Origin of the sequence: Pseudoalteromonas piscicida (assembly GCF_002208135.1) — a bacterium.
Lineage (GTDB): Bacteria > Pseudomonadota > Gammaproteobacteria > Enterobacterales > Alteromonadaceae > Pseudoalteromonas > Pseudoalteromonas piscicida_A.
Window position 1 is genome coordinate 3,488,919 of the sequence record NZ_CP021646.1, and the last position, 21,992, is coordinate 3,510,910.

A 21,992-nucleotide genomic window follows, 5' to 3' on the forward strand; every position below is an offset into this window, starting at 1 on the left:
GTCGCTACTTGATATAATGCGCTCACTCACTAGTACAACTTCGGAACATAAATGAAAGGCAAAATCCCTAGACAGTTTATTGATGACTTGCTCGCAAGAGCGGACATTGTCGAGCTCATAGACGGTCGTGTGGGATTGAAAAAGGCAGGAAAAGACTATCAAGCCTGCTGTCCATTTCACAATGAGAAAACACCTTCATTTACCGTGTCACGTGATAAACAGTTTTATCATTGCTTCGGTTGTGGTGCTAATGGCAACGCAATTTCCTTCTTAATGGAATACGACAAGCTTGAGTTTGTTGATGCCATTGAAGAACTAGCCGCCCTATTAAACTTAGAAGTACCACGCGAAAATGCCCCGCAAGGGCCGCAGCGTTCAATGGAAGAGAAAAAGTCTGACTATGACTTAATGCTCCAAGCGGCTAAGTTTTACCAGCATCAGTTAAAACATCATAGCAACGCCACTCAAGTCATCGACTACGTGAAAAGACGCGGCCTGAGCGGCGAGACTGTGCAAAAGTTTATGATTGGTTATGCACCGCCTGAGTGGGAGTCATTGTGTAACCAGATAGCCCGTAAGCCCGAGCACAAACAACAGCTGCTTGATTTAAAATTAGCATCGGAAAAGTCAGCTGGCCGCCAATTTGACTTCTTCCGCGATCGCTTGATGTTCCCTATTCGTGATAAACGTGGCCGTGTCATCGCATTTGGCGGAAGGATAATGGGTGCAGATCAAGGCCCTAAATATCTAAACTCGCCTGAAACACGCATTTTCCATAAAAGTTTCGAACTTTATGGCTTTTATGAGGCTAAACAAGCCCATAAGCAATTAGATAAAGTGTTGATTGTGGAAGGCTATATGGACGTCGTTGCCCTAGCAGAAAAAGGCATTGATTACGCCGTTGCCGCATTAGGCACTGCAACCACAGCTGAACACATGCAAACTTTGTTTCGTAATACCGACAGAGTGATCTGCTGTTACGACGGTGACAGAGCTGGCCGCGATGCAGCTTGGCGTGCGCTTGACCATGCTCTACCTAACTTAAAAGACGGTAAGTCACTACAGTTTGTATTTTTACCTGATGGTGAAGATCCAGACTCATTAGTACAGCAAGAAGGCAAAGACGCCTTTGAAGCACGGCTAGAAACGGCAACCGATTATACGCAAGTATTGTTTACCAAATTACGTGAGCAATGCGACCTTACAAATGATGCAGGCAAATCCAAGCTGCTTACCGATGCCATTCCGCTCATTAGCAAAATACCCAGTGACTACTACCAAGAGAGCTTGTTGACTACTTTAGCAAGGTTAATTGGTCGTACCCGTGAGCAACTGAGCGCTAAATTGGCAAGTAACAAACAGCAGAATAAAATTGAGCGCCAATTTAAAGTCACGCCGATGCGCCGAGCAATTGGCTTACTGCTCCAACATCCACAGCTTGCGCAAACGATTGAATATATGCCTGAACTCGGTGAAATGGCGATCCCAGGTATTCAACTGCTGCTGAGTTTACAAATGTTATGTAACGATAATCCGCAAATAAATACAGCGCAGTTACTTGAACATTATCGCGACCAAGCTGAATTCGATGCCTTGAAAAAGCTTGCGGTGTGGCAACATGGCGTTGCTGAAGATAGGCTAGAAGACGAATTTAAAAATACTTTTCAATTTATTGAAGATCAGTGTTTAAATTATCGTCTAGAGACCCTATTAATAAAGGAGAAAACCGAAGGCCTAACAAATGATGAGCGGCTAGAATGCGCACTCCTTACCCAAGCGCTTAAACAGTAGAAGTTCTAGTCAATAGCAATTTTCGGTGCTATAATGTTCTATTCACTGCGTCATCAAAATTTAGCTGTTAAATAGCTGGCGCCTGTTGTATCAACTTTTCAGAGTGGAAGCAAATTTCTCTATGGATCAATCTCCTCAGTCACAACTCAAACTTCTGATTCAGAAAGGTAAAGAGCAAGGTTATTTAACTTTTGCAGAAGTTAACGATCATCTTCCACAAGACATCATAGACTCAGATCAGGTAGAAGATATCATCAGCATGATCAACGATATGGGTATTCAGGTCTCTGAAAATGCGCCTGATGCTGACGAGTTGATGATGCAAGAAACAACAACAGATGAGGATGCTGCGGAAGCAGCGGCTGCGGCTTTAGCAACAGTAGAAAAAGAAATTGGCCGCACAACTGACCCTGTTCGTATGTATATGCGTGAAATGGGTACGGTTGAACTTCTAACTCGTGAAGGCGAAATCCAAATCGCTAAGCGTATTGAAGAAGGGATCAACCAAGTACAGATTTCTGTTGCAGAATACCCTGAAGCGATTACTTACCTGCTAGAGCAATGGGATAAGTACGAAGCAGAAGAGATGCGCCTAAGCGACATTGTTTCTGGTTTCTTTGATCCTAATGCAATCGAGGAAGACGAAGCACCAATTTCAGCAACACACATCGGTTCTGAGCTAAGTGATGAAGACTTAGATGACGAAGATGATGATGAAGATGATGACGATGATGACTCAGAAGAAGGCGATTCAGGTCCAGATCCTGAAGAAGCTCGTGAGCATTTTGAACAACTTCGTACGCTGTACAATAAAGCGCGAGAAATTTTTGAAAGTAAAGGTCGCTCGCACCCTGATGCGAAAGCTGCAATTCAGGAAATCGGCGATCACTTCCGTACTTTCAAGTTAGTTCCTAAGCAATTCGACCGCATGGTAAATAACATGCGCGACATGATGGATAAAGTGCGTGTTCAAGAACGCATCATCATGAAACAAGCAGTTCAGATTGCCAAGGTTCCAAAAAAGGTTTTCGTTAAGCACTTTGCTAACAATGAAACCGATACCGCATGGATCGATGCTGAAATTGCATCAGGTGAAAAACACTCAGCAAAACTGGCTGAAGTAAAACCTGAAATCGAGCGTTGTGTTAACAAGCTTAAAGCGTTTGAAGATAGCACAGGTCTTAGCATTGAGCGTATTAAAGACATCAACCGTCGCATGAGTATTGGTGAAGCAAAAGCTCGCCGTGCGAAGAAAGAGATGGTTGAAGCGAACTTACGTCTTGTAATTTCAATCGCTAAAAAGTATACCAACCGTGGTCTACAGTTCTTGGATCTGATCCAAGAAGGTAACATCGGTCTGATGAAAGCGGTTGATAAATTTGAATACCGTCGTGGTTATAAGTTTTCAACATACGCAACTTGGTGGATCCGTCAGGCGATTACTCGCTCGATTGCGGATCAGGCAAGAACTATCCGTATTCCAGTGCATATGATTGAAACAATTAACAAGCTGAATCGTATCTCTCGTCAAATGCTACAGGAAATGGGCCGTGAGCCAAGTCCTGAAGAGTTGGCAGAGCGTATGATGATGCCTGAAGACAAGATCCGCAAAGTGTTAAAGATCGCCAAAGAGCCAATCTCAATGGAGACGCCAATCGGTGATGATGAAGATTCACATCTTGGTGACTTTATCGAAGACACTACTATTGAGTCGCCGATTGATTCAGCAACGATGGAAAGTCTTCGTGGCGCGACCAACGAAGTGCTGGCAGGCCTTACCGCTCGTGAAGCCAAAGTACTACGTATGCGTTTCGGTATCGATATGAATACAGACCACACGTTAGAAGAAGTGGGTAAACAGTTTGATGTAACACGTGAGCGTATTCGTCAGATTGAAGCTAAAGCGCTACGTAAGCTGCGCCACCCTTCTCGCTCAGATCTATTAAAGAGCTTTTTAGACGTTAAGGGCTAAAAAGTAGCAAATAAGATTAAGGCCGCTATTCAGCGGCCTTTTTTATACTAATTGGATTAAATAGGTACACACACATGGCTTGGATCCAAATCCGAATTTATTCAGATAAAGCCGATGCCGATGCATTAAGCGATATGCTTATGGATGTCGGTTGTCCATCTGTCACATTCATGGATAGTAAAAACAATCCCGTTTACGAACCAAAACCAGGCGAAGTCATCTTATGGCCTGAGACAACGGTGATCGGTTTATTTGAAGCGAACCATGATATGCAAGCAGTCGTTGACTTTGTCCAGTCACAATACGACAAGCCGTTAAACTACAAGCTTGAACAGCTAGAAGACAAAGACTGGGAACGCGAGTGGATGGATAATTTCCACCCAATTAAGTTTGGCGAGAGATTATGGATCTGCCCAAGCTGGCGTGATGTGCCAGATCCCAATGCCGTCAATGTGTTACTGGATCCGGGCCTTGCATTTGGTACTGGTACCCATGCCACAACCGCACTTTGCCTACAGTGGCTAGAACAACAAGACCTCAGCGGTAAAACGGTCGTTGATTTTGGCTGTGGCTCTGGGATTTTAGGAATTGCAGCGATCAAATTAGGCGCTGAGCGTGTGATTGGTATTGATATCGATCCACAAGCGCTTATCGCGAGCCGCGATAATGCCGAGCGTAATGGTGTTGCAGATAAACTAGAAGTGTATTTACCTGAAAACCAACCGCAATTCAGTGCAGATATCGTCGTTGCCAATATTCTTGCACAGCCGCTTAGAGAGCTACACGAAATCATTCTCGGCTTCTTAGGCGACAAAGGTGCCATCGCTATGTCTGGTATTTTAGAAGAGCAAGCGCAATCCGTCGCGGATGTCTACGCACCATTTTTAAACCTAGACAACATTGCCCAACAAGGCGAATGGACGCGCGTCAGCGGTGTGAAAAAATAAGGCTGCTAACTTAGCGCTGACAAAAGTACCAGCGGCTCAATGAAAGTTAGTAAGTTTTAACTGGTAAAGCCTGTAATTAACAGGCTTTACGCATTTTTTACAGCATAAATTTTCGACTCAAATTGTACCTTTAAAATTGTTTTTGCATAAATTTCGTGCAAATTATCTGGGCTCTCAGGTTGTTATCAAATGTCAACCCATAAAGTTCAAAAAAAAAGCAATTATGTTCAATTTATAACCTTTGATTTTTGCGAAAAAAACCGTAAACTTAGCGCCCCTTGAGGTAAGGCGGATTAAACTGTAGTGCGTATTGGTCCATACCAACTTGAAAACAATCTTATCGTAGCACCAATGGCTGGGATCACTGACAGACCGTTTCGACAACTGTGTCGACGTCTAGGTGCTGGGCTTGCGGTATCAGAAATGTTGTCTTCAAATCCAAAAGTGTGGAAAACCGATAAGTCGCAAAATCGCATGGATCACAGCGGTGAATCGGGCATTCGCTCGGTACAAATCGCAGGAGCGGATCCTGAGTTGATGGCGCAAGCAGCACAATTTAATGTCGCAAACGGTGCGCAGATCATAGATATCAATATGGGCTGCCCCGCTAAGAAAGTGAACAAGAAGCTTGCAGGCTCAGCATTGTTGCAATATCCAGAGTTGGTTGACGAAATCGTAACCGCTGTGGTTGCTGCCGTTGACGTGCCTGTGTCGTTAAAAATCCGTACAGGATGGGACACAGACAATCGTAACGGAGTTGAGATTGCTCGCATAGCTGAACGTCGAGGCATTGCTTCGCTAGCCGTGCATGGTCGTACAAGAGCATGTATGTATAAGGGCGAAGTTGAATACGCCACGATTAGAGAGATTAAACGTTCAGTATCTATTCCTGTGGTGGCAAACGGTGACATTACGTCTCCTCAAAAAGCGCGACAGGTGCTGGAATACACGGGCGCAGATGCCATTATGATTGGTCGAGCCGCCCAAGGTCGTCCTTGGATTTTCCGAGAAATAGACCACTATTTGCAAACCGGTGAACATTTGCCAGAACCTGAAATAGCAGAGGTTCGAGCAATATTGATGGAGCACTTAGTAAATCTTCATCAATTCTATGGTGAGCCAATGGGAGCGCGCATCGCACGCAAGCATGTATCTTGGTATTTGCAGGCCCATGACCAAGAAGGTCAATTTAGGCGAGTATTCAATGCCTTGGAGACGCCAGAAGCGCAAATCGAGGCATTAGAAGACTATTTTGAAACATTAGGGTGAATGAATTTATTCATCCTTCAGGCTAACTAAGAAAGAGACATAACGATGTTCGAACAAAATGTGACTTCTCCATTTATTACTAACGCTCATGTTCAGTCACAAGAGAAACCGCAACCTTTGCGCGATGCAGTTAAAAAAGCTGTACATCACTACCTAAAGCAGCTTAATGGTCAAGACGTACAAGACGTTTATGAGTTAGTTCTTTCTGAGCTTGAAGCACCTCTACTTGAAGAGGTTATGACTTATACTCGTGGTAACCAGACTCGCGCAGCGATCCTTTTAGGTATCAACCGTGGCACACTTCGCAAGAAGCTAAAAAAATACGGCATGAACTAAGCACTGCTGGTAAAATTTAGTTGATAAAAAAGCACCTTCGGGTGCTTTTTTATTGTTTAAAATTCAGCAGCTAGCGGACATTTATCCTTTTCATGTCGCACTTTTCTCATGTTTATCTCGCCTTTTAACATCGTCATCTTAACAATAATGCGCTAAAATACCGGCTTTCTAAGCTAGCCCTTAACTAATCATTGAGGAAACCTGAACCATCATGGATATACATCGTCCAATTCGTCGCGCCCTACTAAGCGTGTCAGATAAAACCGGTATCGTTGAATTCGCCACAGCACTTGCAGCTCAAGGCGTAGAAATTTTATCAACTGGCGGTACTTGCAAACTACTTGCAGACAACGGCATTAAAGTAACAGAAGTATCTGATTACACTGGCCACCCAGAAATCATGGATGGTCGCGTTAAAACGCTTCACCCGAAAGTGCACGGCGGTATCTTAGGACGTCGCGGTCAAGACGAAGACGTCATGACTGAAAACAATATTTCAGCAATCGATATGGTAGTAGTCAACTTATACCCCTTCGCACAAACTGTTGCGAAAGCTGACTGTAGCCTAGAAGATGCAATCGAAAACATCGATATTGGTGGTCCTACTATGGTTCGTGCTGCAGCTAAAAACCACAAAGACGTAACCATCGTTGTAAATGCGAATGACTACAACCGTGTCATTGAAGAAATGAAGGCGAATTCTGGCTCTACAACGTACAAGACACGTTTCGACCTTGCTATTGCGGCCTACGAGCATACCGCACAGTATGACGGTATGATTGCCAACTACTTCGGTAAAATGGTTCCTGATTATACTGAAGAAGCAGCTGAAGAAACCAAATTCCCTCGCACTATCAATATGCAATTCACTAAGAAGCAAGATATGCGTTACGGTGAAAATTCGCATCAAGACGCTGCTTTCTATGTTGAAAACAACATTGAAGAAGCATCCGTCGCGACGGCTAAACAACTTCAAGGTAAAGCGCTGTCTTATAACAATATCGCTGATACCGATGCAGCACTTGAGTGTGTTAAAGAGTTTGATAAGCCTGCTTGTGTTATCGTAAAACACGCCAACCCTTGTGGTGTTGCGGTAGATGAAAACATTCTTGCCGCCTATGACCGCGCGTTTAAGACCGACCCAACTTCTGCCTTCGGTGGTATCATCGCCTTTAACCGAGAGCTAGACGGCGACACGGCGGAAGCCATCGTAGCGCGTCAGTTTGTTGAAGTTATCATCGCGCCTAGCGTATCAGAAGAAGCCGCACAAATCGTTGCTGCGAAGCAAAATGTACGCTTGCTAGAATGTGGCCAGTGGTCAAACAAAACCACAGGTACTGATATTAAGCGTGTTAACGGCGGTATCTTAGTACAAGATCGTGACCAAGGTATGGTTGGTTTGGACGACCTTAAGGTGGTTTCAAAACGTCAACCTACAGAGCAAGAGCTGAAAGATCTACTGTTTTGCTGGAAAGTCGCTAAATTTGTTAAGTCCAACGCGATTGTTTACGCCCGTGATGGTATGACTATTGGTGTGGGCGCGGGCCAAATGAGCCGCGTATACTCTGCAAAAATCGCAGGGATCAAAGCCGCCGATGAAAACCTAGAAGTACCAGGTTCAGTGATGGCATCTGATGCGTTCTTCCCATTCCGTGATGGCATTGACGCCGCTGCAGCTGCGGGTATTACCGCAGTTATCCAGCCGGGTGGTTCAATGCGTGATGAAGAGGTGATTGCCGCCGCTGATGAAGCCGGAATGGCAATGGTGTTTACCGGCATGCGCCACTTCCGCCATTAATCAATAAAGCGCGAAACTTATGAGTTTCGCGCTTTTTGTTTCAGCTAATTTCCAGTATTCTGGCTACAGCATAATCATAACAGAATGAAGGAAGCTAACGATGAATCTAGGTATGAAATCTCTTATCGCTGCGGCAGTATTTACCACTTTAGTGGGCTGTAACGCGACAGAATCCAACTCCAGCCAAGCGGTACCAAGCGCGATTGCAAAAGCCGTTGCTAGCGACAATCGAGCTGAGAAAAATAGAGCCCGAGACCAGTATCGCCATCCAAGTGAAACGCTTGCTTTTTTTGGCATTGAACCATCAATGACCGTGGTAGAAATTGCACCTGGTGGTGGCTGGTATAGCGAGATTTTAGCACCGCTGGTTAAAGGTCAAGGCACCTATTATGCAGCGCACTTCCCTGCTGATTCAGATGTTGGCTACTATCAACGCTCATTAAAAAGCTACAAAGAAAAAGTAGCAACCAACCCAGACTATAGTGAAGTAAAGATCACAGAATTTGCACCAGTGACACACAGCAATATTGCACCAGAGGGTAGTGCTGACGTGGTACTTACCTTCCGTAACGTGCATAACTGGTACATGGGTAAAGGGGATGAAGGTGTACTTAGCGCGTTCAACGCGTTTAATAAGGCACTGAAACCTGGTGGCATTTTAGGTGTGGTTGAACACCGTCTGCCTGAGCACCGCCAACTTGATGATCAAAAGTCGTCAGGTTATATGAAGCAAAGTTATGTTGTTGATATCGCCAAGCAAGCTGGGTTTGAATTAGTTGCAAGCAGCGACATTAACGCCAACCCTCTAGACAGCGCCAATCACCCGAAAGGCGTCTGGACTCTGCCACCTCGCTTAGCGCTAGGTGATGAAAAAGCAGCGCAATATAAAGCGATTGGGGAAAGCGACCGCATGACCTTAAAATTCAAAAAGCTTTAATAGGAAAATTTCGCCATGAATGTACTAGTCATTGGCAGCGGTGGACGTGAGCATGCGCTTGCGTTCAAAGCCGCACAAAACCCATCTGTAAAAACGGTTTTTGTAGCACCTGGTAACGCAGGCACTGCGCTTGAGCCTAAACTCGAAAACGTGGCTATCGGCGTTGAAGATATCGATGCCTTGGTCGTCTTTGCGAAAGAAAACAATGTGCAATTAACCATTGTTGGCCCTGAAGCACCACTGGTTATCGGTGTGGTTGACCGTTTCCGTGACGAAGGCTTAGCTATTTTTGGACCTACTCAAGCGGCAGCACAGTTGGAAGGTTCAAAGTCGTTTACTAAAGACTTTTTAGCACGTCACGATATTCCAACAGCGGCTTATCAAACGTTTGAAGAGATTGAGCCTGCACTTGCCTACTTGAAAGCACAAGGCGCACCTATCGTCGTTAAGGCTGATGGTCTTGCTGCTGGTAAAGGGGTCATCGTGGCAATGACCGAAGCGGAAGCGGAAGAAGCTATCCGCGATATGCTTGCTGGTAATGCTTTTGGCAAAGCAGGCAGCCGTGTTGTTATTGAAGAGTTCTTAGAAGGTGAAGAAGCCTCTTTCATCGTGATGGTTGACGGCAAAAATGTACTTCCTTTTGCCACCAGCCAAGATCACAAACGTGCATACGATGGTGATAAAGGCCCAAATACAGGTGGCATGGGTGCTTATTCTCCTGCTCCTGTGGTCACGCCAGATATTCATGATCGCATCATGGCTGAAGTGATCAATCCAACGGTTGAAGGTATGGCGAAAGAAGGTCACCCTTATACTGGTTTCCTATACGCTGGTTTGATGATCACAGCGGACGGCACACCAAAAGTTATCGAGTATAACTGCCGCTTTGGCGACCCTGAAACACAGCCTATCATGTTACGCCTACAATCGGATCTTGTTGAGCTGATTGAAGCGGCTAACCGTGAAGAGCTAGATCAAACTGTGATTGAGTTTGATCCACGTGCGGCAGTAGGTGTCGTTCTGGCAGCCAAAGGTTATCCTGGTAGCTACCCTAAAGGTGACGCGATTTCTGGCCTACAAGTAAATTACGCTGAAGGTGAAAAAGTGTTCCATGCTGGGACTAAGCAAGATGGTGAACACGTCGTGACTGCTGGTGGTCGAGTATTATGTGCAACGGCCCTTGGCCACACAGTAACCGAAGCGCAAAAACGCGCCTACTCTCTAGTGAAAGACATTCACTGGGACGGTGTAGAGTACCGCACAGATATCGCGTATCGCGCAATCGCACGCGAAAGCTAATTCACGTTAAGCTTTGCAAGGCCAGCGCGACGCTGGCCTTTTTCATTTTTACACACTGCGTTTCTAAGTTTGTAATGGTATCCTACCCTTTTATGAGCATTTTTAGGGGCAAAGATGCAAGTACAAGGTACACTCAGCAAGTTAAAATCAGCGCTTGTTGAACCTATTCAATATCAATTACCCGTGGGTGATAACTTAGTATCGCTCAACGATTACTTTGGTAAATCCGTCACCCTTACCTTCACTGGCAATATATTTTGCAGTAGCTGTGGTAAAAAAACCAAAAAGAGCTATTCGCAAGGTCACTGTTTTGTGTGCATGAAAAAGCTAGCGAGCTGCGACATGTGCATTATGAAGCCAGAGACCTGCCACTATGATCAAGGCACCTGTCGTGAACCCCAGTGGGGCGAAGAAAACTGCATGATCCCGCACTATGTGTATTTAGCCAATACCTCAGGTCTTAAAGTTGGGATCACCCGTCATACACAGATCCCGACTCGTTGGATAGATCAAGGCGCAACGCAAGCACTGCCTATTTTTAAGGTGCAAACCCGTCACCAGTCAGGATTAGTGGAAGTGGCACTGGCTCAGTTTATTGCCGATAAGACTAACTGGCGCAATATGCTTAAAGGCATCAACCCTGAAATAGACCTCAAGGCAGAAGCTACTAAGCTTATCCCGCAGATCCAAGCAAAGCTCGATGAACTTGCCGAACTCTTTGGTGCAACCGCCATTGAAGTGCTTGACGAAGAAGTGGTTGATCTCACCTTCCCTGTAGAGCAGCACCCGAGTAAAATCAGCTCGTTCAACTTTGACAAAGACCCTGTAGTTTCAGGCGTGCTTGAAGGGATCAAAGGCCAGTACCTTATTTTTGATAATGGCGTGATCAATATCCGTAAGTTTACCTCTTACGAAATCACCTTCTCTGCCGAATAAAATGCATGCCAGTCGTCTTCTGTAAGTGGCTTACAGAAGACGTAACCTTGGATTGTATGGCAACCTAGCTTACGCAGATAACGTTTCTGTACAGGCTTTTCTACGCCCTCAGCTACCACTTGCAGGTTTAGCGCCTTTGCCATAGCCACAATTGCCGAAACAATTTCGCTGTTGCCATATTCATCGGGCACTTTAGCAATAAAACTAGCATCTATTTTTAGAATGTCGATGGGCAGCTTAGCCAAGTAACTCAACGCAGAATACCCAGTACCAAAGTCATCAATTGCCAGTTTTACACCCAGCTCCTTGAGTTTTTTCAAGGTATACTTAGCCTCAAGCAGATTACCAATAAAGCTATTTTCAGTAAGCTCAAGCTCAAGATGCTTGCCTTCGACGTTATGCTTTTTTAATGCCTGCGCAACACATTGACAAAGGTCACCCTGAGTGACATGTGACGCCGAGATATTGATCGCCAAGCGCCTAATCTCAATACCTGCGTGTTGCCATTTCGCCAAGTGCTGACAGGCTTTATCTATTACCCATTGATCTAAGCGAATAATAAGCCCAAGTTCCTCTGCAAGTGGAATAAATTGAGCCGGCGAGATCATCCCAAGACTTGGGTCACGCCATCGCAGCAAACACTCAACACTAGAAATGCGACTACTGGTTAAGCACTGCAGTGGCTGAAAGTGCAGTTCAAACTCATCATTCTCCAGGGCATTCTGAAAGCGGCTTAGCATGGATAAACGCTCAAATGAGCGTGCATTCATCGAAGCTTCGAATAACTGAAAGGAATTACGCCCTACTTCTTTAGAGCGATACATAGCAACATCAGCGTGCTTCAGCAACGTTTCTGTATCATGACCATCTTCGGGATAAATAGCAGCCCCCATCGAGGCCGTCGCAGCTACCTGCATATCACCAAGTTGAAAGGGGCTCGATAATGCCATCAATATTTGGTCTGCAAACTCAATGACTTCCGACATGCCATTCACTTCGCTCAGTAGCACAACGAATTCGTCGCCACCAAGGCGCGCTAACGTGTCACCTTCGTTTAGAATTGATTTTATCCGCTCGCTAACCTGTACCAACAACTCATCTCCGGCACTGTGACCAAGAGAGTCATTCACTTCCTTAAAGCGGTCTAAATCTATAAACATCACACTGAGTTTTTGCTTATAGCGGTGCGCTGATGCCAATGCCATAGAAAGTCTGTCGTAAAACAAGCGGCGATTAGGCAACCCAGTCAATTCATCAAAATAGGCTAAGCGAGCAATTTTTTCTTCAGCATTTTTGCGCTCCGTAATATCGCTAAAAATGGCTGCGTAGAGCATGTCGTCACTGTACGGCTCTCTGATCTCAATAATCGTGAGCCATTCAACATAAATCTCACCGCTCTTTTTTCGGTTGCAGATCTCGCCCTGCCAAACGCCTGTTTCTCTGAGCGTTTGCCACATGCTCTGGTAATACGCTTCGTCATGTAGTCCAGAGCTCAATATGCTTGGGTTCTTCCCTAACACTTCGTAATCTTTGTAGCCGGTAAGCGCACTAAACGCAGGATTGATCTGGATTATTTCACCTGAGCTCTTGGTGATCATGATGCCGTCGAGAGAAGCATCAATAATGCGGTTAGCTAGATAAAGGTTCTTTTCCGATTTTTGCAGTGCAATATCACGTTGTACTAAGACTTTTTCTAGTTCGCTACAATACGCAGTTTCAATTTCAGTCAGGACATTTTTGAGCGCCAATAGCCCTATCACTTGTTGCGAGTCTGGGGAGGTCACCACTAAATGACGAATGGAGTTTACCGTCATCAATCTGTAAGCGTCGAATAGGCTGTCTTTTGGCGTCATGGAGAGCATAGGGTAGCTGGCTAATTGCCAGCAAGGTTGACGCCAATCGGGGTTAAGAATGATATGAGCGATATCACGCTGAGTAATAATGCCATACTCATTTAATTCACGGTGATACACCAGCACTGCGGTAAGATTAAGCTCACGCATATGATTAATAACATCAGAGACACAGTCTTCACTATCTAAAATCACAATGCTCGAGTCAAAGTGCTGCTCAATTGGCCTAAAATGCAAATAATGGTCGAGTCCTTGGCTACGTACAATATCGGATAAAGAAACCACACCGCAAGGTAGATTATCCGAGTCAACCACGAGTAAGTGACGGATCCCCAGTTGGTGGAACTTGATCGTTGCCTCGCTCAAGGTTTTATCTATTTGAATTTTTTGCACCGGTGTTGTCATCACTGACCGGATCGGTACCTGCGCAAAGTCAGGGTCGTTAAAGTTGAGCTTAACGCAATCCGACTCAGTCCAGATACCAATGATGTCATCAGCACGGGTAATAAAGATCGAGCTCACTCTGCTTGCTCGCATTTGCGCAACCGCATCATATAGACTGGTTTGCTCATCGCAGCATAACAAGCTATTGGTAAATACTTCTTTGATCTGTAACTGACGTGAATCACCAACCATAAGCACACTCTCGCAATATTATTCCATTTTGAAGTATACTGGGCGCCACTTTTGATAACTTGACCAAGAACAAATTATGGCGATAAAAAGCTATCCTTTATTGCTGGTATTAGACCAAAGTATAGAGTTTATCGAAGATGAAAAAGCACTAAGAGATGCAACACATCTGATCGATAATGCGTCACTCAAACGTGTAATGCTAGTATACCCAAACGAACGCTGCAGCAATATACAAGATGCGCCCGTGCAATGTATTGATTTGAAATATTTAACCGAATTAGTGCAACAATATCTCATTGACGAAGGCCAGTGTTGCGTGAGCAAAATCCAACTGAGAAATACTCAGCAGGCTTTTGATTTACTTGAAAGTCTAAACTAGCAGGTTTCAACCAGCGCTTTTATATGTGTCACGGCGCTGCGGCCTAAAGAAGAAAGATCGTAGCCCCCTTCTAAGTAGGAAATAATCCCCAAACAGTCCGGTGCTTTTGCGAACTCAACCACTTGCTCAGTAAACCACTGGTAATCTTGTTCAACAAACTTGAGTCCGCCCATATCATCCTCCAAATGACCATCAAACCCTGCACTGATAAAAATGAGCTGAGGTTTAAATGATTGCAGCTTAGGTAACCATTGCTGCTCCACCAAGGCCTTTAAGTCTGCGCCATCCGCTCCCGCACTCAAAGGGGAATTGATAAGTGTTTGATGATTCTCAATCGCGGTATTCGGATAAAAAGGGTGTTGAAACAAAGAGCAAAGTAACACGCTATGATCGTCTTTGAAAATATCTTGCGTGCCATTACCATGATGTACATCGATGTCCAATATAGCCACTCGCTCTACCCCCTTTGTCTTGGCATAAGCGGCAGCAATGGCAACATTATTAAAGACACAAAATCCCGATGAAGTACTTTGATTGGCGTGATGCCCAGGAGGTCTCACAGAGCAAAACGCAGCGTCAAGTTTACCAGCAACTACCTCGTCCACCGCAAGTATTCCTGCGCCGACAGCGCGTTCAATTGCTTTCATAGAGTCAGGACAAAGCCAAGTGTCACCGTCTAACTCAGTTAACCCTTCATTAGGGATTTTATCCATTACTTCTTTGATCATGGCTTGATCATGAACCAATGCATAGTGTGACGTATCAGCTTTCAGCGCCGTTTTGTGTTCAATGGCGATATCAAGTCCAGACGCTAGCAACCGGTCTGATATCGCATCTAACCTCGCAGGACACTCAGGATGTTCCTCAGTCATTTTATGCTTGCGGCAATATGGATGAGTAATAATTGCAGTACGCATAACGAATATACATCCTATGTTAGTTTGCGACGTGGTTGATTAAAGTAGTTATCCTCTCACTATATCAAAGCCACAATAACGTAGCTTTGATACTTTGGTATATCTTAGTGCTGGATTTCTTTCGCTGTTAAATTCAAATTGTGGAAATCGAAACTAAAATCGGTTATTTCCGGATTAACATACTCCATCTGTGCAGACTCAACCCGTTGAGATTTATCCATCACAAAATTGATATAAGCATCTGCTTCAAGTAATGGCTCATCCCAACGTACCACAAAGGTGTTACCAGTAAGGTGCTCAAGTTTTCCCTTTAGGCGCTTAGTATGCGTAAAATCAATGCGCAGTTCCTTACCGAGCTTTTCCACCACGACATCGCCATACCAAGCACTATTTAGTGTCCCAGTGTAGTTGTTTAATGGCAAAGCAGGCTGTGGTTTTGCAACTTCGATTATCCCGGCTTTGGCATATTTTTCTTGTTGCGCCTTAAAGTAGTCATCGGCGATGATCTGGACCCAGTCTTTATCTTCTAGACCAAGCGCATCTTCAAACACTTCATTAATAATAGCGGAAAGTGCTGGGTATTTTTGTTGGTTTGATAAGACAACCACACCTAATTTCTTCTCTGGGATCATCGCCACTTGCGACACCATTCCTAAAATCCCACCGCCGTGACCCACTTTTTTATAACCAAAGTAGTCCTCTACCGCCCAACCAAGGCCATACCCTCTAAACTGCTGATGGTATACTTCTGCGGCTTTTCCTGATGGAATACGCGTAATGTGTGGATGCCACATTTGCACTTGTTGCTCTTGACTAAACAATTGTTCGCCAGAAGGTAAGCGACCCCCTCCAAGCTGAGTTTGTAACCACTTGGTCATGTCATCAACGTTAGATGCAATGGCCCCAGCACCACGAAAATCTTCTAGGTAGTTAACAAAGAATGGCGTAAGTTTGCCATCCATCGGAATATGGCCTGTCGCCCAATTGCTATTGTTAGCCGGGATCCGAGAGAATCCAGCCTTTGAGTCATCCATATCCAGCTTAGTAAACATCTCCTGCTCAACGAAATCACGCCAATCTTTGCCACTGACTCGGCTTACAACTTCTCCAGCAACAACAAACATCAAATTGTTATAAGCGTAATGGCTGCGGAAACTTGAATCAGGCTTGAGGTGTGAAATACCTGCTAGCAATTCAGGCATGGTTTTATCAGTATCAGGCCAGATCATAAGATCACCCGCACCAAGGCCCAATCCACTTCGATGACTTAACAAATCGCGGATCGTCATCTCTTGAGTTACATAACTATCGTAAAGCTTAAATTCTGGAATGTGTTTGGTGACTTTGTCATCCCAACTCAGCTTGCCTTGATCTATCAACATCGCCAGCGCTGCTGCCGTGAATGCTTTGGTGTTGGATGCAATACCAAACAAGGTATCCGCATTGACCTTAGCTGGCTTATTCAAATGTGTCACACCAAAGCCTTTGGTCATGACAACCTTGCCATCTTCTACGATACCAATTGCCAAGCCTGGAATATTAAACTTTGCCATTGCGCTTTTTATCGCAGTTTCAACATCCTGCTGGTTTACTGCCGCGCTTGCCTGTGCACTAAGAAAACTTGCTGCAACTAGGCCGGAGGTTAATAGCCATTGTTTTATTTTCATTATTTTTCCTTGGATTTTCTTGCCACAACCAATCACGATATTGCGAGTCATGCCTTGAGGTTTAAGTTCGTAGCATCACATTGGTAGATGGCTAATTCTTGTTGTTGTCTGTCACTATTATTATCTGTAACGTGTGATTGTGCCGAAATTGCTTGTAAATAGCTGGTCGGAAAACGATGCTCTTTTGCCCCGGCCAACACATGATGTACGTACCAATCGAAAGGTAATTGTTGTTCCACAAAAGTGTTAGCGATATAGCACCAGGCATCCACTATACTGCCATCTTGCCTTTCAACTGGTAAGCAATGGCAGGTGTAACGCTCCCCTTCAATGTCGTCCAAACGCGCTTTTTCTTGCTCATCCAACGCATACAAAACGCCATAAACATGGCTATTCATCTCTGTACTCGGCGCAATACTGCACTTGGCTGAACCATCGGTGCTCAACATGTCGAAAGTCAGCCGATAGCCGTGCAATTTACCTACTCCAAGCAGCTTCGCGTGTGGTAAGCGAGCAAATAAACGCGCAGTCGACATATTTGAACCAAAGCTAAAGTTAATAATGTTTTTGTTACTCATTACATCACCAATCTTACTGCAAGCAGTAACATGATCACACCGATCCCGCGATCAAACCAATGTCCTGCACGACGAAAGAATTGTCTTACCGTTGTTTTTGATAAAACCAATGATAAAAACGAAAACCAAGCCCACGTAGCCAACGCCATATAAACGCCGTAAAACAGCTGCACACTACTTGGTGTGGTTGGCTCAATCACTAAGGTAAAAAGCGATAAGAAAAACAGGGTCGCTTTAGGATTCAAGGCATTGACTAAAAAGCCTCGCTTTAACGCAGTCCAGTTAGACTCAGTGACAGCCTGCTCGTTGATACTTTCTTGCTCTGAATTGGGTTTTGCATACCTCAGCGCTTGAACACCAAGATAAGCAAGGTAAAGTGCGGCTAAGTATTTTACTGCAGTGAACAAGGTTTCGGATTGAGATAGCAGTAATGCAACTCCCAATAAGCAATAACTGACATGTACTAAAATACCAACACCAACACCAAAACTGGTCCAAAGTGCGTTTACTCTACCCTGCTGCACACTTTGTTTAAGCACTATCGCGAAATCGGGCCCTGGACTTGCGACGGCAAAAAAGTGTGCCAGTGCAATTAGGATAAATTCATCAAGATAAGCGAGCATGTACATGCTCCTGTAAGGCAAGTAAATCACCTCGCTCCGAGTTATCAATTAGGGTATTAATTTGCTTTTTCGCCTTTTTATACTGACTCACAAGATGTGACTTAAGATGCTTATGACCATCTTTCACCCCTTTAAAATGACAAACTAGGGCGTGCACAAATACACTCTGCTGCTCCGTCAGTGCAGCTTTTCGGTTGGCATATTGGTTGTAGCAAGAACCACACCCTCCTCTAAAGTGATATACCGTATTAGACACCATGATCCCAAAGCCAAAAAAGCTCGCCAGTACATCACAGGCCGCGTCTACTTGCGCTTCTCCACCAGGAGGTAACACGCCACGCTGTAAAATTAAGACTTTTGCCATAACACCTGCATAACTGGCGATCAAATCTTGCGGCTGATTTATTTGATTAGGATTATAAGAAATCAAAATAGGCGCAGCTGTGTCAGCAATGACCGCTTGCTCACCTCGCCAACGCCCTTCAATGTTAAGCTTAGTCATACTAGTCGACGCGAGCATCCGTTCAGGCGCAACCAAAGTGATTGGCCACTGTTGTAACCCGCATAGGATTTTACGCGGGAGAAAACCACTGCCGCCATCTCTTCAATACTGGATACCGGCTCTGGAAAACAACTGGAAGTCGGAGTAATGATCTGCGTTTCATTTAAAAAGTACTCGCCATCAAAGTGTTCAAATGCCCAGACAAAGGTATCAATTAACCATTGGGTTTCTTCATCGCTAAGCAAAGGCGAGACTTTAAATAAGGACAGCATGCTAATAATTCACTCTTTTCTGGAATAACCCCTGATAAATAGCATAAACTCTGAGTCTAATGCAAAAACATGGAGTTTCACATGCCACACTTTATTCTCGAACACTCACCTAATTTGCCAATTGAAACCGAGGCGTTAGTATCACAGGTGCAGCAATTTGCCTGTGCATGTGGCTTGTTTTCTCCAACTTCAGTCAAAACCCGTGCTGTTGCTTTTGAGCATTTTCAGTTAGGTGATGGCAAACAAGGATTTATTCACCTGCAAATCCATATGATGGCTGGTAGAACTGTAGAGCAAAAACAAATGCTGACGGAAGGTGCTTTGAAACTTTTGCTCGCAAAGGTCGGGGAGCATTTTGCACTCAGCGTCCACTGCTATGATTTATTATCCGACATTTACCGCAAAAACTAATTTATTATTCGAGTTGTTTAACTATGAAATTTCCATGTAGATTGGAGAAATTTTTGAGCCGCGTTGCAGAGATGCCACGAAGCAAGGTCAAAATTAATATTAAAAAAGGTCTAGTTACCGTCAATGGTAATGTCGTCAAAAAAGGCGATATCCAAGTCACCCCAGCCGACCATATTACTTTCGATGGCGAACGCTTACAGTATTTAGGTTTACGTTACTATATGCTAAACAAACCACAAGGTTATGTATGTGCAAATAGTGACGAATTACACCCAACAGTATTCGATTTAATCGAAGAACCTAACTTAAAAGATTTTCATTTTGCGGGTAGACTGGATATCGATACAACGGGTTTAGTACTGCTCACTAATGATGGCGATTGGTCTCATCAAATTACCTCCCCGAAAAAACAAAAGTTTAAAACTTATGTGCTAGAAAGTCGTGACGAGCTCACTGAAGAAGCATTAACACAGCTTAAACAAGGCGTAGAGCTACATGGTGAGAAACAAGCAACCCTGCCAGCAAAAGCAGAGCTTATTGATAAATTTGCACTACGCTTATCTATTTGCGAAGGAAAATATCATCAGGTAAAACGCATGCTTGCCGCTGTTGGCAACCAAGTAGTTGAACTTCATAGAGAAAATATAGCAGGGATCGAGCTTGATCCGACTCTTGCTGAGGGAGAATATCGCCCATTAACTGATGAGGAAATAAGCATAATTAATGCAACTTAGTAATCATCTTCAAGTAGTATGAGTAAATATCATCTCAAAATAGCCTTTATAAAGCATTAACCTACTTACAAACTCCCCCTAAACATGCTAAATCATGTAATGAGAGTATTTTTAGGGGGCGATCCTGTGTTTTCTAGTTTCACATTAAAAGCAAAAATAATTACCTTTGCCGCCGCAATATTTATTTCCTTACTTGCTGTAGCCTTTGTAGGCCTTCAAGCTCTGCGCCATGCCAGTGAAAGCGATAATATTGCGCGTATCAATCAGTTAATGAAAAGCACCGTTAATATTGTTAAACAATTTGAGCTGTTTGCAGAGCAAGGAAAACTGACGGACCAACAAGCAAAAGAAATGGCGATTCAGGTTTTAAGAGAAAATAAATACCATGACTCTGAATATGTGTACGTAGTGAATGACAAAATGGACTTCGTAGCGACACCTCATGATCCCCAATTGCACGATACTAGCTTTAACGACTTTAAAGATGCCGATGGCAAAAGCATAGGCAGCATGGTGAAGCGCTTAGTCGGCAACCAGTTTGATCGGATCATTACCTACAATTGGACTTCATTACGAGATGGAGAAATTGTCGACCTAACCTCCGTGGTGCAAAAAACCCCAGGATTTGGCTGGTACGTCGGCACAGGTATTAGTTATAAAGAAGTGAACGAGCGCTATTGGGATACCGCTATTTGGCTAGTGGCACTTTCTTTAGCAGTTGCTGTTGCATTAACCACCGCACTTGCGCGATTTGGACTATCACTCAACAATAAGCTAGGTGCCGAAATCAATGATGTACTCGCAATCGTAAAACACGTCTCACGAGGTAACCTCACGACACCAATAAACACCTCGGATTGTGAAGATTATAGTATTCTCGCAGCCATGGCCTATATGCAAGACGGATTGAAAGGGGTAGTTGAAGGACTCAAAGACGCAACCAAGGCGCTACAAAACCAAACATCAGACAGCGAAGTGCGCTCAGTAGAACTTGAAAACCTAACTCGCAGTTTAAACGCAGAAACTCAAATGGTGGCTTCTGCAATTACCGAGCTCACAGCATCAGCACAAACCGTTGTCGAACATGCAGAACAAGCTGCGAATTCGGTTCAAGAGGCCGAAAAGCAAGGTAATGCAGCCGACAAACTGACAGCACAGGCTGCGACTGAAATTGCATTATTAGAGCAACAAATTGACAGCGCTGGTAATAACATTCAAGTGCTAGATGAAGAAGTATCTAATATCGCCAATGTACTTACCGTTATCCAATCTATCGCCGAGCAAACCAATCTACTGGCACTCAATGCCGCAATAGAAGCTGCGCGAGCTGGAGAGCAAGGACGAGGCTTTGCTGTCGTAGCGGACGAAGTCAGGCAGCTTGCTCAACGCACTCAAACCAGCACAGAAGAGATCCGCACCATGATCACTAAACTGCAAAGTGCGACTCAGGATGCTAAAGCTTCGGTAAGTTTAAGTATTGCAACAAGTGAAAAGACGGTGAGTATGTCGTCTAAGGCATCCCAAGCGCTTGCGCAAGTCGCCGATTCTTTAAAATCTATATCACAGATGAGTCATCAAATATCTCAAGCAGCTAAAGAGCAACTGGATGCCGGTGAAGATACAGCCAAACGCGTCGTGATTATTTCTGATACCGCGTCCCAAACGGCTAGCGTCTCTGAAAAAGCACATAAAGCAACAGATACGATTAAATCATTATCCGGAAATCTGGAGCTTGAGATGGCTAAATTCAAGGTGTGAAAAATGATTTTATCCTTACTTTTCATACCATTAGAATAGTGTAAATATATCTAAACTATTATTTGAAAATTTTCTTTAATTTTTCATTCACCTTGTGTTTATTTGGTGTTAAGTTTGTACCTGTCGGGAGTGTCGGTTGAGTAGTCTGGCACGACCCTCCTGAAGTTGTGATATTCACAATAAAAGACCAATCCAATATAATTTGATCACTTGAAATTCAAGTGAGTTCAATAAGGACTATGATAATGCAAAAGCTAAATTTGAAAGAATGCAAAAAGGTTTCTGGTGGCAATATTTATGAGCCAAACGATCCTAAAGCAGCAAAAAGCGAAACTCCTACTGCAAATAATGAAGCTAACAAAAAAGATTAGCACTCA

The 21,992-nt window shown here is 44.2% G+C and carries 19 protein-coding genes and 1 pseudogene; 14 read left to right on the forward strand and 6 right to left on the reverse strand.

The features are described from left to right. Window positions 1–51 precede the first annotated feature (51 nt). The 9 genes from dnaG to B1L02_RS16080 all read left to right on the forward strand — a co-directional run bounded on the left by dnaG (window position 52) and on the right by B1L02_RS16080 (window position 11,285). A complete protein-coding gene (gene dnaG / locus B1L02_RS16040) occupies window positions 52–1,791 on the forward strand; it encodes a DNA primase (RefSeq protein ID WP_088531825.1) in 1,740 nt (579 codons plus the stop codon). Window positions 1,792–1,912: 121 nt separating this feature from the next. After that, entirely contained in the window at window positions 1,913–3,763 is a 1,851-nt protein-coding gene (gene rpoD / locus B1L02_RS16045; RefSeq protein ID WP_010374116.1) for an RNA polymerase sigma factor RpoD, read from the forward strand. A 74-nt stretch (window positions 3,764–3,837) separates the two neighbouring features. Then, the gene (prmA, locus tag B1L02_RS16050; protein ID WP_088531826.1) at window positions 3,838–4,710 is read left to right on the forward strand and encodes a 50S ribosomal protein L11 methyltransferase; all 873 of its coding nucleotides are present in this window, start codon (window positions 3,838–3,840) and stop codon (window positions 4,708–4,710) included. A gap of 303 nt (window positions 4,711–5,013) precedes the next feature. Beyond that, entirely contained in the window at window positions 5,014–5,979 is a 966-nt protein-coding gene (gene dusB, locus B1L02_RS16055) for a tRNA dihydrouridine synthase DusB (RefSeq protein ID WP_088531827.1), read from the forward strand. Window positions 5,980–6,024: 45 nt separating this feature from the next. Beyond that, complete coding sequence (gene fis, locus B1L02_RS16060; RefSeq protein ID WP_010374122.1) at window positions 6,025–6,315, forward strand: DNA-binding transcriptional regulator Fis; 291 nt, start codon at window positions 6,025–6,027, stop codon at window positions 6,313–6,315. Between the two features lie 211 nt (window positions 6,316–6,526). Continuing rightward, a complete protein-coding gene (gene purH, locus B1L02_RS16065; protein WP_088531828.1) occupies window positions 6,527–8,113 on the forward strand; it encodes a bifunctional phosphoribosylaminoimidazolecarboxamide formyltransferase/IMP cyclohydrolase in 1,587 nt (528 codons plus the stop codon). A 100-nt stretch (window positions 8,114–8,213) separates the two neighbouring features. Then, window positions 8,214–9,050: a class I SAM-dependent methyltransferase gene (locus tag B1L02_RS16070; protein WP_088531829.1), complete on the forward strand. Its 837-nt coding sequence runs from the start codon at window positions 8,214–8,216 to the stop codon at window positions 9,048–9,050. 15 nt (window positions 9,051–9,065) lie between these two features. Next, window positions 9,066–10,349 (forward strand): phosphoribosylamine--glycine ligase, encoded by a 1,284-nt coding sequence (gene purD, locus B1L02_RS16075; RefSeq protein ID WP_088531830.1) that lies wholly within the window; start codon window positions 9,066–9,068, stop codon window positions 10,347–10,349. 114 nt (window positions 10,350–10,463) lie between these two features. Continuing rightward, window positions 10,464–11,285 (forward strand): DUF2797 domain-containing protein, encoded by an 822-nt coding sequence (locus tag B1L02_RS16080; RefSeq protein ID WP_088531831.1) that lies wholly within the window; start codon window positions 10,464–10,466, stop codon window positions 11,283–11,285. On the opposite strand, the gene B1L02_RS16085 is transcribed toward B1L02_RS16080, so the two are convergent. Then, window positions 11,258–13,774, reverse strand: a complete 2,517-nt coding sequence (locus tag B1L02_RS16085; RefSeq protein ID WP_088531832.1) for an EAL domain-containing protein — start codon at window positions 13,772–13,774, stop codon at window positions 11,258–11,260. The two genes, B1L02_RS16080 and B1L02_RS16085, sit on opposite strands and share 28 nt — an antisense overlap. A gap of 76 nt (window positions 13,775–13,850) precedes the next feature. On the opposite strand from B1L02_RS16085, the gene B1L02_RS16090 reads away from it, so the two are divergent. Beyond that, window positions 13,851–14,153 (forward strand): DUF4144 family protein, encoded by a 303-nt coding sequence (locus B1L02_RS16090; RefSeq protein WP_088531833.1) that lies wholly within the window; start codon window positions 13,851–13,853, stop codon window positions 14,151–14,153. On the opposite strand, the gene B1L02_RS16095 is transcribed toward B1L02_RS16090, so the two are convergent. The 5 genes and pseudogenes from B1L02_RS16095 to B1L02_RS16115 all read right to left on the reverse strand — a co-directional run bounded on the left by B1L02_RS16095 (window position 14,150) and on the right by B1L02_RS16115 (window position 18,712). Further along, the gene (locus B1L02_RS16095) at window positions 14,150–15,070 is read right to left on the reverse strand and encodes a histone deacetylase family protein (RefSeq protein WP_088531834.1); all 921 of its coding nucleotides are present in this window, start codon (window positions 15,068–15,070) and stop codon (window positions 14,150–14,152) included. The two genes, B1L02_RS16090 and B1L02_RS16095, sit on opposite strands and share 4 nt — an antisense overlap. A gap of 104 nt (window positions 15,071–15,174) precedes the next feature. After that, window positions 15,175–16,737 carry a serine hydrolase gene (locus tag B1L02_RS16100; protein WP_088531835.1) on the reverse strand — a complete coding sequence of 521 codons (1,563 nt, stop codon included), beginning with the start codon at window positions 16,735–16,737 and terminating at the stop codon, window positions 15,175–15,177. 47 nt (window positions 16,738–16,784) lie between these two features. Next, entirely contained in the window at window positions 16,785–17,315 is a 531-nt protein-coding gene (locus B1L02_RS16105; RefSeq protein WP_088531836.1) for a gamma-glutamylcyclotransferase family protein, read from the reverse strand. After that, window positions 17,315–17,938: a LysE family transporter gene (locus tag B1L02_RS16110; protein WP_088531837.1), complete on the reverse strand. Its 624-nt coding sequence runs from the start codon at window positions 17,936–17,938 to the stop codon at window positions 17,315–17,317. The genes B1L02_RS16105 and B1L02_RS16110 overlap by 1 nt, the downstream gene beginning before the upstream one ends. Continuing rightward, window positions 17,922–18,712: pseudogene (locus B1L02_RS16115) on the reverse strand (hypothetical protein). Before B1L02_RS16115 ends, B1L02_RS16110 begins: the two are co-directional and overlap by 17 nt. An 81-nt stretch (window positions 18,713–18,793) precedes the next feature. On the opposite strand from B1L02_RS16115, the gene B1L02_RS16120 reads away from it, so the two are divergent. The 4 genes from B1L02_RS16120 to B1L02_RS25015 all read left to right on the forward strand — a co-directional run bounded on the left by B1L02_RS16120 (window position 18,794) and on the right by B1L02_RS25015 (window position 21,986). Further along, window positions 18,794–19,123, forward strand: a complete 330-nt coding sequence (locus tag B1L02_RS16120) for a 5-carboxymethyl-2-hydroxymuconate Delta-isomerase (protein WP_088531838.1) — start codon at window positions 18,794–18,796, stop codon at window positions 19,121–19,123. A gap of 23 nt (window positions 19,124–19,146) precedes the next feature. Further along, window positions 19,147–19,857 (forward strand): 16S rRNA pseudouridine(516) synthase RsuA, encoded by a 711-nt coding sequence (gene rsuA / locus B1L02_RS16125; RefSeq protein WP_167651264.1) that lies wholly within the window; start codon window positions 19,147–19,149, stop codon window positions 19,855–19,857. A 99-nt stretch (window positions 19,858–19,956) separates the two neighbouring features. Next, window positions 19,957–21,615, forward strand: coding sequence for a methyl-accepting chemotaxis protein (locus B1L02_RS16130; RefSeq protein ID WP_223191944.1), 1,659 nt, complete (start codon window positions 19,957–19,959; stop codon window positions 21,613–21,615). A 245-nt stretch (window positions 21,616–21,860) separates the two neighbouring features. After that, window positions 21,861–21,986, forward strand: coding sequence for a hypothetical protein (locus B1L02_RS25015; protein WP_257790091.1), 126 nt, complete (start codon window positions 21,861–21,863; stop codon window positions 21,984–21,986). Window positions 21,987–21,992: the final 6 nt, after the last annotated feature.